This window comes from Pseudomonas sp. B10 (genome assembly GCF_900156235.1).
In the GTDB taxonomy this organism is placed as follows: domain Bacteria; phylum Pseudomonadota; class Gammaproteobacteria; order Pseudomonadales; family Pseudomonadaceae; genus Aquipseudomonas; species Aquipseudomonas siliginis.
In genome coordinates this window covers 4,425,530-4,437,550 of record NZ_LT707063.1, presented here as the reverse complement: position 1 = coordinate 4,437,550, position 12,021 = coordinate 4,425,530, and the positions used below count along the sequence as shown (strand labels likewise).

The following is a 12,021-nucleotide window of genomic DNA, read 5'->3' as shown; positions in this document are numbered from 1 at the left end:
TCATGCCTTCAATCCTGCGTGTAGATCCTGCAAGCGGCGCACGGTCTTTTCCGGACCGAACTTCAGCGCTTCGCAGATCGCTTCGCCCGCAGCGATAGTGGTGGTGCAGTAGATCTTGTGCTGCAGGGCGTTGCGACGAATGGAGTACGAATCGGCGATCGACTGACGACCTTCGGTGGTGTTGATGATCAGCGTGACTTCGTCATTCTTGATCATGTCGACCACGTGCGGACGACCCTCGGTCACCTTGTTCACGCGGCGCACTTTCAGGCCTGCGGCTTCGATCAGCTTGGCAGTGCCGGCAGTGGCGACCACTTCGAAGCCCAAGTTGATCAGATCACGGGCCACGCCTGCAACCAGTGGCTTGTCGTCATCGCGCACGCTGATGAACGCGGTACCGCCGGTCGGCAGCACTTCACTGGCGCCCATCTGCGCCTTGGCGAATGCTTCACCGAAGGTGTCGCCGACGCCCATCACTTCACCAGTCGACTTCATCTCTGGGCCGAGAATCGGGTCAACACCAGGGAACTTAGCGAACGGGAACACCGCCTCTTTCACGCTGTAGAAGTTCGGGATGATTTCTTTGGTGAAGCCGATTTCCTTCAGGGTCTTACCGGCCATCACGCGCGCAGCGATCATCGCCAGGGAGACACCGATGCACTTGGAAACGAACGGCACGGTACGCGAGGCGCGCGGGTTGACTTCGATGACGTAGATGTCTTCGCCCTGCAAAGCCAATTGCACGTTCATCAGGCCGACAACGCCCAGCTCCAGGGCCATTTTCTTGACCTGTTCGCGCATCTCGTCCTGGATGTGCGCCGGCAGCGAGTACGGCGGCAGCGAGCACGCGGAGTCACCGGAGTGAACGCCCGCCTGTTCGATGTGCTGCATGATCGCGCCGATCACTACATCTTTGCCGTCGCAGACCGCATCCACGTCCATTTCGATGGCGCAGTTGAGGAAGTGGTCGAGCAGCACCGGGCTGTCGTTGGACACTTGCACCGCGTCACGCAGATAGCGCTTGAGTTCGTCTTCCTTGTATACGATTTCCATCGCACGGCCGCCCAACACGTAGGACGGGCGCACCACCAGCGGATAACCGATCTTCGCCGCAGCACGAACGGCTTCGTCTTCGCTGCGCACAGTGGCGTTTGGCGGCTGACGCAGGTTCAGACGCTCGACCATTTGCTGGAAGCGCTCGCGGTCTTCGGCACGATCGATGGCGTCAGGGCTGGTGCCGATGATCGGCACGCCAGCAGCTTCCAGGGCGCGAGCCAGTTTCAGCGGAGTCTGGCCGCCGTACTGGACGATCACGCCTTTCGGCTTCTCGACGCGGCAGATTTCCAGCACGTCTTCCAGGGTTACCGGCTCGAAGTACAGACGGTCGGAAGTATCGTAGTCGGTGGAAACGGTTTCCGGGTTGCAGTTGACCATGATGGTTTCGTAGCCGTCTTCGCGCAGGGCGAGCGCAGCGTGAACGCAGCAGTAGTCGAACTCGATGCCCTGGCCGATACGGTTCGGACCGCCGCCCAGAATCATGATCTTGTCGCGACCCGACGGCGCTGCCTCGCACTCTTCCTCGTAGGTCGAGTAGAGGTAAGCGGTGTCGGTGGCGAATTCGGCGGCGCAGGTGTCAACGCGCTTGTAGACCGGGAATACTTCCAGCTTCTGACGATGCGTGCGCAGGTTTTTCTCGGTGACGCCCAGCAGCTTGGCCAGACGCTGATCGGAGAAGCCTTTGCGCTTGAGCTTGAACATCAGGTCGCGGTCGATCGAGGACAGACCGAGGGTCTTGACCTTCTCTTCGTCCTTGATCAGGTCTTCGATCTGCACCAGGAACCAAGGGTCAATCATGTTCATGCCGAAGATGTCTTCGACCGACAGACCGGCGCGGAAGGCGTCAGCCACGTACCAGATACGCTCGGCGCCCGGCACGGTCAGTTCGCGCTTGAGCACGCTCATGCTGTCCGGGTTGCTCAGATCGAGCTTCTCGTCCAGACCGCAAACGCCGACTTCCAGACCGCGCAGGGCTTTCTGCAGGGATTCCTGGAAGGTCCGGCCGATGGCCATGACTTCACCGACCGACTTCATTTGCGTGGTCAGGCGAGCGTCAGCCTTGGCGAATTTCTCGAAGGCGAAGCGTGGCAGCTTGGTGACGACGTAGTCGATCGACGGTTCGAAGGACGCCGGGGTCTTGCCGCCGGTGATGTCGTTCGACAGCTCATCAAGGGTGTAACCCACAGCCAGTTTGGCCGCGACCTTGGCAATCGGGAAACCGGTGGCTTTCGAAGCCAGTGCCGAGGAGCGCGAAACACGTGGGTTCATTTCGATCACGACCATGCGGCCAGTGTTCGGGCAGATACCGAACTGCACGTTCGAACCACCGGTCTCGACGCCGATCTCGCGCAATACCGCCAGCGAGGCGTTACGCAGGATCTGGTATTCCTTGTCGGTCAGGGTTTGCGCAGGAGCTACGGTGATCGAGTCACCGGTGTGCACGCCCATCGGGTCGAAGTTTTCGATCGAGCAGACGATGATGCAGTTGTCCTTTTTGTCGCGGACAACTTCCATTTCATATTCTTTCCAGCCGATCAGCGATTCGTCGATCAGCAGCTCTTTGGTCGGCGACAGGTCCAGACCACGGGCGCAGATTTCTTCGAACTCTTCACGGTTGTAAGCGATACCGCCACCGGTGCCGCCCATGGTGAAGGACGGACGGATGATGCACGGGAAACCGAGGGTTTCGAGGACCGCGTTGGCCTCTTCCATGCTGTGGGCGATGCCGGAACGCGGGCAGGCCAGGCCGATGGATTTCATCGCCTTGTCGAAACGCGAGCGGTCTTCAGCCTTGTCGATGGTGTCGGCATTGGCACCGATCATCTCTACGCCGAACTTCTCCAGAACGCCTTCGCGCTCCAGATCCAGGGCGCAGTTCAGAGCGGTCTGGCCGCCCATGGTTGGCAGTACGGCGTCCGGACGCTCTTTTTCGATGATCTTGGCCACGGTCTGCCACTTGATCGGCTCGATATAGGTGGCGTCGGCCATGTCCGGGTCGGTCATGATGGTGGCCGGGTTGGAGTTCACCAGGATGACGCGGTAACCCTCTTCGCGCAGGGCTTTGCAGGCCTGGGCGCCGGAGTAGTCGAATTCGCAGGCCTGGCCGATCACGATCGGGCCAGCGCCGAGAATCAGGATGCTTTTAATGTCTGTACGTTTTGGCATGGTTTGTCACTCAAATCCGCAGGTCAGTCGGCAAGCCGTCTTGATCGATTTCTGAAGTCCCGAAGGGGCCGCCGGAACCGGGGCCGCCCTCGAGGCCTTCTCTCTACAGTCTCAAGGCGAACGCTTAGCGTCGCTTGGCCATCTCGTTGATGAAGCGGTCGAACAGTGGCGCGACATCGTTCGGGCCCGGGCTCGCTTCAGGGTGACCCTGGAAGCTGAACGCGCTCTTGTCGGTGCGCTCGATGCCTTGCAGGGTGCCGTCGAACAGCGATTTGTGGATCGCGCGCACGTTGGCTGGCAGGGTGGCTTCGTCTACCGCAAAACCGTGGTTCTGGCTGGTGATCATCACCACGCCTGTGTCCAGATCCTGCACCGGGTGGTTGGCACCGTGGTGGCCGTGGCCCATTTTCAGGGTCTTGGCGCCGGAGGCCAGAGCCAGCAACTGGTGGCCGAGGCAGATGCCGAATACCGGCGTCTCGGTTTCCAGGACTTCCTTGATCGCCTGGATCGCGTAGTCGCATGGCTCCGGATCACCAGGGCCGTTGGACAGGAACACGCCGTCCGGCTTCAGCGCCAGCACATCGGCGGCTGGAGTCTGCGCAGGCACTACGGTGACGCGGCAGCCGCGCTCGACCAGCATGCGCAGGATGTTGACCTTGACGCCGTAGTCGTAGGCGACCACGTGATATGGCAACTCGGAGGCTTCGATGGTCGCGTGGCTGTCGGTTTTCAGATCCCAGACAGTCGAGCGCCATTCGTACTGGGTCTTGGTGCTGACGACTTTCGCCAAGTCCATGCCCTTCAGGCCCGGGAAGCCCTGCGCAGCGGCGATGGCCGCTTCTTCGGAGATGTTGTCGCCGGCCATGATGCAGCCGTTCTGAGCGCCTTTTTCACGCAGGATGCGGGTCAGGCGACGGGTGTCGATACCGGCGATTGCCACCACGTTGTTGGCTTTCAGGTAATCGGACAGGGACATCGTGTTACGCCAGTTGCTCGCTACCAGCGGCAGGTCACGGATGACCAGGCCAGCGGACCAGACGCGGTCGGACTCGGCGTCTTCCGGCGTGGTGCCGGTGTTGCCGATGTGCGGATAAGTCAGGGTAACGATCTGCTGGGCGTAGGAAGGATCGGTAAGGATTTCCTGATAGCCGGTCATTGCGGTGTTGAACACCACCTCACCAACGGTCTGACCGTCGGCTCCAATGGCTTCGCCGCGAAAAATGCTGCCATCAGCAAGGGCGAGTATGGCTGGCTTAGTCAAGAAGACCTCCCGTAAATAACGCATGAAAGGGCAATCGCAGGTTGTAAAAAAGCGGAGTGACGTATGGACACGTCACCCCGCTTCTTCACTGAAATTATTCTGCGCGCTTTTAGTGGACACACTAAAGCTGTAGCTTACAGAAAAGGGCGTTTTTGGTCCACCGCTAAAGAGCCTTAAAGGCCGGAGAATGCGACAGGTCGTCGCCAAGCGGTAAAAACCGGCGCAAAACGGGACATTTGCGCCGGGTTCAGCAACGACTCAACGCAGGTCGAGTACGTCTTGCATGTCGTACAGGCCCGGCTCGCGACCGTCCAGCCACAGCGCCGCACGCACCGCGCCCTTGGCAAAGGTCATGCGGCTCGATGCCTTGTGGGTGATCTCGACGCGCTCGCCATCGGCAGCGAACAGCACGGTGTGATCACCGACGATATCGCCAGCACGCACGGTGGCGAAACCAATGGTTTCACGCTCACGCGCACCGGTCTGGCCTTCCCGACCGTAGACCGCGACCTTCTTCAGATCACGCCCCAGCGCATCGGCAATCACTTCACCCATGCGCACCGCCGTGCCGGACGGAGCATCGACCTTGTGGCGGTGATGGGCTTCCATGATCTCGATATCGACATCGTCGCCCAGCACGCGCGCAGCGGTGTCGAGCAATTTCAGGCACAGGTTGACGCCAACGCTGAAGTTGGCGGCGAAGACGATCGGAATGTCCTTGCCCGCCTCGGCCAGCAATTGCTTCTCTTCAACACTGAAACCGGTGGTGCCGATGATCATCGCTTTGCCGTGCTTGCGGCAGAACGCGAGATTTTTCAGGGTCACGGTCGGGTGAGTGAAGTCGATCAGCACATCGAACTCTTCAACCACACGATCCAGATCACCGGACAGCGGCACGCCGATACGGCCCAGCGCTGCCAGCTCACCGGCATCCGCGCCGACCAGCGTGCTGTCGGGACGATCGACCGCCGCCGTCAGACCGGCGCCCGGCGTCTGCTGCACCGCTTCAATCAGGGTCTTGCCCATGCGCCCGGCGGCGCCCATCACTGCAATACGTCGCATGCCGACTCCTTACAAATCGCCGAAGAAACGCTTCACACCGTCGAACCAACCGGTGGTTTTCGGCGAGTGGCTGTTGTCGTCGGCCAGGGAGCTGCGAAATTCTTCCAGCAGTTCACGCTGACGACGGTTGAGGTTGACTGGCGTTTCCACAGCGACACGGCACATCAGGTCGCCGGCACCGCCGCCACGCACCGGCGCAACGCCTTTACCGCGTACGCGGAATTGCTTGCCGGTCTGCGTGCCTTCAGGGATTTTCAGCTTGACGCGACCGTCGAGGGTTGGAATCTCCAACTCGCCGCCCAATGCAGCGTCGACGAAGCTGATCGGCACTTCGCAGAACAGATGCTTGCCGTCACGCTGGAAGATGTCGTGTTCGCGCACATTGATCACAACGTACAGGTCGCCAGTCGGCCCGCCCTGAGTACCCGCCTCGCCTTCGCCGGACAGACGAATACGGTCGCCAGTATCAACACCGGCAGGCACTTTGACCGACAGGGTTTTGTACTCTTCGACACGACCGTCGCCGTGGCAGGAGTCGCACGGATCGGAAATGATCTTGCCCTGGCCATGGCAGCGCGGGCAGGTCTGCTGCACCGAGAAGAAGCCCTGCTGCATGCGCACCTGGCCGATGCCGCCGCAGGTCGGGCACGTCGTCGGCGAAGAGCCTTTCTTGGCGCCGGAACCATCGCACGGCTTGCAGTTGACCAGTGTCGGAACGCGGATATTCACCGACGTGCCGCGCACCGCTTCTTCCAGATTCAGTTCCAGGGTGTAGCGCAGATCGCTGCCACGCTGAGCGCCGCCACGGGCACCGCCGCGACCGCCACCGAAGAAATCACTGAAGACATCGCCGAAGATGTCCGAGAAGTTCTGACCACCGAAACCGGCACCGCCGCCGCCCATGCTCGGATCAACGCCGGCATGACCGTATTGATCGTATGCCGCGCGTTTGCTGGCGTCGGACAACACTTCATAGGCCTCGTTGGCCTCTTTGAATGCTTCTTCGGAAGCTTTGTCGCCGGGATTACGGTCGGGGTGGTGCTTCATGGCCAGACGGCGATAGGCCTTCTTCAGGTCCGCTTCGCTCGTGCCCCGCTCGACACCCAATACTTCGTAATAGTCACGCTTTGCCATAAGTTCTTTGCACTCTTAAGGACGTTCGGCAAACCCCTCCTGAGCCTCGCCAAACTCGTTGAGCCCCCATTAAGGCCCGGACCCAACTCACGTCAATTCAACGATCCTGGTCTTGATTGATGCGGTATCTGCGGCGCGAAAAGCAGGAGCATTCCCGGCCATACCGCCAGCATCCGAACGGTGTCGCATGCTGTAAAAATTCGCGTATTCCAGATACGCCAACGCGGGAGGCAAGCTCCCGCGCGGCGACATCCTACCAGTCACCGCCGCAAGGCAGTCAACCGGGCGACCAACAACTTACTTGTGGTCTTTGACTTCTTCGAACTCGGCGTCGACAACGTCGTCAGCCTTCTCAGCCGATTCGCCTTGCGGGGCTGCGCCATCAGCTGGCTGAGCCTGTTCGGCGTACATCTTCTGAGCAACCGGAGCGGAGACTTTCGACAGCTCTTCAACCTTGGCTTCGATGGCAGCCTTGTCGTCGCCTTTGACGGCGGCTTCCAGCGCAACCACTGCAGCTTCGATTGCAGTCTTCTCTTCGGCGGTGACCTTGTCGCCCGCGTCAGCGACCATCTTGCGAGTCGAGTGCACCAGTGCGTCACCCTGGTTACGGGCAGCGGCCAGTTCTTCGAACTTGCGGTCTTCCTCGGCATTCGCTTCGGCGTCACGCACCATGCGCTCGATTTCTTCGTCGGACAGACCGGAGTTGGCCTTGATCACGATCGACTGGGTCTTGCCGGTAGCCTTGTCTTTCGCGCCGACGTGCAGGATGCCGTTGGCGTCGATGTCGAAGGTCACTTCGATCTGGGGCACGCCACGTGGAGCTGGTGGAATGTCGGCCAGGTCGAACTTGCCCAGCGATTTGTTCTGGGCAGCTTGCTTGCGCTCACCCTGCAGAACGTGAATGGTAACAGCACCCTGGTTGTCGTCGGCAGTCGAGAACACTTGCGATTTCTTGGTAGGAATCGTGGTGTTTTTCTCGATCAGCGCGGTCATCACGCCACCCATGGTTTCGATACCCAGGGTCAGCGGGCTGACGTCGAGCAGCAGCACGTCTTTCACGTCACCGGCCAGAACAGCGCCCTGAATCGCAGCACCCATGGCAACAGCTTCGTCCGGGTTGACGTCTTTACGCGCTTCTTTACCGAAGAAATCGGTAACCAGCTTCTGCACCAGCGGCATACGAGTCTGACCACCGACCAGAATCACGTCGTTGATCGCGCTGACGTCGATACCGGCGTCTTTCATGGCAATGCGGCAAGGTTCGATGGTGCGCTGAACCAGGTCTTCAACCAGTGCTTCGAGCTTGGCACGGGAGATTTTCACGTTCAGGTGCTTAGGACCGGTCGCGTCTGCAGTGATGTACGGCAGGTTGACGTCGGTCGACTGAGCGGACGACAGCTCGATCTTGGCTTTCTCAGCGGCTTCTTTCAGACGCTGCATCGCCAGCGGGTCACCTTTGAGGTTCATGCCGCTTTCTTTCTTGAATTCGTCAACGAGGTAGTCGATCAGACGAATGTCGAAGTCTTCACCGCCGAGGAAGGTGTCACCGTTGGTGGCCAACACTTCGAACTGGTGCTCGCCGTCAACTTCAGCGATTTCGATAACGGATACGTCGAAGGTACCGCCACCCAGGTCATAAACGATCACGGTGTGATCGCCCTTGGCCTTGTCCATACCGTAAGCCAGAGCAGCTGCGGTTGGCTCGTTGATGATACGTTTTACGTCCAGACCAGCAATGCGGCCGGCGTCTTTGGTGGCCTGACGCTGGCTGTCGTTGAAGTAGGCCGGAACGGTGATCACCGCTTCGGTCACTGCCTCGCCGAGGTAGTCTTCGGCGGTCTTCTTCATCTTCTTCAGAATTTCAGCCGAGATTTGTGGCGGTGCCATTTTCTGGCCGTTCACTTCTACCCAGGCGTCGTTGTTGTCAGCCTTGACGATCTTGTAAGGGACCATCTGGATGTCTTTCTGCACAACTTCTTCGTCGAAACGACGACCGATCAGACGCTTTACTGCGTACAGGGTGTTGTGCGGGTTGGTTACAGCCTGACGCTTGGCCGACTGACCTACCAGAATTTCGCCATCGTTGGCGTAAGCGATGATCGACGGCGTGGTACGCGCGCCTTCAGCGTTTTCAATAACTTTGGCTTTGCCGTTTTCCAGCACGGAGACGCAGGAGTTGGTAGTCCCCAGGTCGATACCGATAATTTTGCCCATGTTCACTCTCCCGAAACTTTGGATTTTGTTGCCGCAGCAGTGGTGGCTGACTGCGGTAGCACTTAAACGCTTGACTTCTAAATGGGGGCCTTGCGGCTAATTTCAAGCCTGCTCGTCAATCGAAGGCGAAACCGGTGCCGGCGCCTTGCTGACCACGACCATCGCCGGGCGCAGCAGGCGACCATTGAGCTGGTAGCCCTTCTGGAAAACCTTCAACACGCTGTTCGGCTCGACGTCGGCACTTTCCTGCATGGCCATCGCCTGATGGTGAACGGCGTTGAACGGTTCGCCATGCGGATCGATCGCTTCAAGCTGGTAGCGCTTGAGGGTGTCGTGGAACATTTTCAGGGTCAGCTCGATGCCTTCGCGCATCGGGCGGATGCTTTCGTCGTCCGGGCTCGACAGCTCGAGGCCGCGCTCCAGGCTGTCGACGATCGGCAGCAGGTCGCTGGCGAATTTTTCCAGGGCGAACTTGTGCGCCTTCTCGACGTCCTGCTCGGCACGGCGGCGAACGTTCTGCAGATCGGCAGCAACACGCAGAGACTGATCCTGCGCGGCGGCCAATTGCTCTTCGAGCACTTGCACACGGGTCGCCAGGTCGTCACCCGAACCTTCGGGCGCCTGATTGGCATCTGGGTTTTGCGTATCTACTGTCTGTTCGTCAGCCATAGAATTCTCCTTTCAATTTCGTCCGCGAGCCTGACTCGCGCTTCTGCCCCGATATATGGGGCCGCAAAATCAGGCTTCAAGGGCTGAAAACAATTGTCCCTACAAAAAAGTGCTGAATACTCATTCTTGAATGCGCTAAGAAAACTCTCTGATCAAGCAAATCGAGCTAAGAGCGGGCATTGTCAGGCCTGAACAAAACACTGTATAAATAACCAGACATCAAGCCTGGGAGCTGCCTTTATGCTGGTGCACCTGTCCGTACACAACTACGCCATCGTTGAACATCTCGATCTCGAACTTGATCGCGGGATGAGCGTGATCACAGGGGAAACCGGCGCCGGCAAATCGATCATGCTCGACGCCCTAGGCCTGACTTTGGGCGATCGCGCCGACAGCGGCGTGGTTCGCCCGGGCGCCGACAAGGCCGACATTCTCGCCACCTTCGATCTCGCTGATATCCCTGAAGCCAGCGCTTGGCTGGCCGAGCGCGATCTGGAAAACGACGGGCCTTGCATTCTGCGCCGGGTAATCACCTCGGAAGGTCGTTCGCGCGGTTATATCAACGGCACGCCCTGCCCGCTTGGCGACCTCAAAGCCCTCGGCGAGCTGCTGATCGATATCCACAGCCAGCACGAACATCAGTCGCTGTTGAAGACCGACACCCATCGCCGCCTGCTTGACGAGTACGCCGGTGCCACCGATCTGGCGCGTCAGGTGCAGCTTGCCGCTCAACGCTGGCGTCAGACCCGCCAGGAACTGGAGCGGCTCTCCAACTCCGGCGACGAACAGCGCGCACGTCATCAACTGCTCAGCTATCAGCTCGAAGAACTGGAAAACCTCGGTCTCGGCGAAAATGAACTGGAGCAACTGGAGCAGGAACACAAGAACCTGACCAACGCCGAAACCTTGCTGGACATTTGCCGGCAAGTGGTCGAGCAATGCAGCGAAAGCGACTCCGGCAATGTGCTGAATGCGCTGACCGCCAGCCTCAATCGACTCTCCAGCGTGAACAGTTCGGTGGGTGCGCTGGGTGAAGCCAGCAGCCTGCTGACCAGCGCGCAGATTCAGGTGGAAGAAGCAGTCGGCGAGCTCAATCGCTTCCTCGACAATTTCGATGCCGACCCGGCTCGCCTGCAATACCTCGAAGAGCGTCTCGACGCGATCTACACCTTGGCGCGCAAACACCGGATTCAACCGACCGAAGTCGGCGAGATGCAGCAAAAGCTGCTCGATGAAATCGAAACTCTCAACGCCAACGATGAATCCATTGAACGCCTGGGCGAAGAACTGGCGTCCTACGCCCGCCACTATCAAGAGAAAGCGCGCGAGCTGAGCGACCTTCGTCATCAGGCGGCCGGCAGCCTCGCCAGTGCAGTGGAGCAGGAAATCCAGCGCCTGGGCATGCCCGGCGGCCGATTCACCATCGAACTGAAAGCCAACAGCAGCGACGAACTGCTGCCAAACGGGCTGGAACAGGTCGAACTGCTGGTCAGCGCCAACCCCGGCCAACCGCTCAAGGCGCTGGCAAAAGTCGCCTCCGGCGGTGAGCTGTCGCGGATCAGTCTGGCGATTCAGGTCATTACCGCCCAGACCTCCCGCGTGCCGACGCTGGTGTTCGACGAAGTGGACGTAGGTATTGGCGGTCCGACTGCCGAGATTGTCGGCCAGTTACTGCGCCGTCTCGGTGATCGCGGCCAGGTCCTGACCGTGACGCACTTGCCGCAAGTGGCGGCGCAAGGGCATCAGCATCTGTTCGTGCACAAGGTCCGCGACGAGAAGGCGACTCACACCGCTGTCGCGAAGCTCACGAAGAACGAGCGAATCGAAGAAGTCGCGCGCATGCTCGGCGGCATCGATCTGACCAAGGAATCTCTGGCTCACGCGAAAAAAATGGTGGTGACCGCCAAGGCATAACAAATAGCAGAAAGCACGAAGGCGACCCTTGGGTCGCCTTCGTTCGTTTCGCGAATGTGAAATTCGCGCGACATGCTTACTTTTTCTTGCGTACGTACAGCACCAGGTTGTGATCAACCATCTCGAAGCCATGCTTCTCGACGATCGATTTCTGAAGCTTTTCGATTTCTTCGTCGAAGAATTCGATCACTTCACCCGATTCCACGTTGACCATATGGTCGTGGTGGCCACCGTCAGCCAGTTCGAAGACCGCGTGGCCGCCGTCGAAGTTGTGGCGGACCACGAGGCCGGCCGCTTCGAACTGGGTCAGAACACGGTAAACCGTGGCCAGACCAACGTCCTCACCAGCTTCCATCAACGCCTTGTAGACGTCCTCGGCACTCATGTGGCGCTGCTCGGTAGAGTCGAGCATTTGCAGGATCTTGACCCGTGGCAGGGTCACTTTGAGGCCGGCTTTGCGTAGTTCGCTATTTTCAACCATGGTCAGCTTTCTCGCGATGCTGCTTCGCAGCTTCTCTTAATGCGGGTATGATCGGCGTTTACGT

At 59.5% G+C, this 12,021-nt stretch carries 8 protein-coding genes; 1 reads left to right on the top strand and 7 read right to left on the bottom strand.

Going from position 1 to position 12,021, the window contains the following annotated elements; translation table 11 throughout:
- The 6 genes from carB to grpE form a co-directional block, all read right to left on the bottom strand.
- The gene (gene carB, locus BXA01_RS20070; protein WP_016771764.1) at positions 1 to 3,222 is read right to left on the bottom strand and encodes a carbamoyl-phosphate synthase large subunit; all 3,222 of its coding nucleotides are present in this window, start codon (positions 3,220 to 3,222) and stop codon (positions 1 to 3) included.
- Between the two features lie 124 nt (positions 3,223 to 3,346).
- Positions 3,347 to 4,483, bottom strand: coding sequence for a glutamine-hydrolyzing carbamoyl-phosphate synthase small subunit (gene carA / locus BXA01_RS20065; RefSeq protein WP_016771765.1), 1,137 nt, complete (start codon positions 4,481 to 4,483; stop codon positions 3,347 to 3,349).
- Positions 4,484 to 4,741: 258 nt separating this feature from the next.
- Positions 4,742 to 5,545 carry a 4-hydroxy-tetrahydrodipicolinate reductase gene (gene dapB, locus BXA01_RS20060; protein ID WP_016771766.1) on the bottom strand — a complete coding sequence of 268 codons (804 nt, stop codon included), beginning with the start codon at positions 5,543 to 5,545 and terminating at the stop codon, positions 4,742 to 4,744.
- 9 nt (positions 5,546 to 5,554) lie between these two features.
- On the bottom strand, positions 5,555 to 6,679 hold the full coding sequence (gene dnaJ / locus BXA01_RS20055; protein WP_016771767.1) for a molecular chaperone DnaJ: 1,125 nt from the start codon (positions 6,677 to 6,679) through the stop codon (positions 5,555 to 5,557).
- 297 nt (positions 6,680 to 6,976) lie between these two features.
- Positions 6,977 to 8,893 (bottom strand): molecular chaperone DnaK, encoded by a 1,917-nt coding sequence (gene dnaK, locus BXA01_RS20050; RefSeq protein ID WP_024011565.1) that lies wholly within the window; start codon positions 8,891 to 8,893, stop codon positions 6,977 to 6,979.
- A gap of 102 nt (positions 8,894 to 8,995) precedes the next feature.
- Positions 8,996 to 9,562 carry a nucleotide exchange factor GrpE gene (gene grpE / locus BXA01_RS20045; protein ID WP_039759570.1) on the bottom strand — a complete coding sequence of 189 codons (567 nt, stop codon included), beginning with the start codon at positions 9,560 to 9,562 and terminating at the stop codon, positions 8,996 to 8,998.
- A gap of 240 nt (positions 9,563 to 9,802) precedes the next feature.
- On the opposite strand from grpE, the gene recN reads away from it, so the two are divergent.
- Positions 9,803 to 11,476 (top strand): DNA repair protein RecN, encoded by a 1,674-nt coding sequence (gene recN, locus BXA01_RS20040; protein WP_076565783.1) that lies wholly within the window; start codon positions 9,803 to 9,805, stop codon positions 11,474 to 11,476.
- A gap of 76 nt (positions 11,477 to 11,552) precedes the next feature.
- On the opposite strand, the gene fur is transcribed toward recN, so the two are convergent.
- The gene (gene fur / locus BXA01_RS20035) at positions 11,553 to 11,957 is read right to left on the bottom strand and encodes a ferric iron uptake transcriptional regulator (RefSeq protein WP_016771770.1); all 405 of its coding nucleotides are present in this window, start codon (positions 11,955 to 11,957) and stop codon (positions 11,553 to 11,555) included.
- Positions 11,958 to 12,021 lie beyond the last annotated feature (64 nt).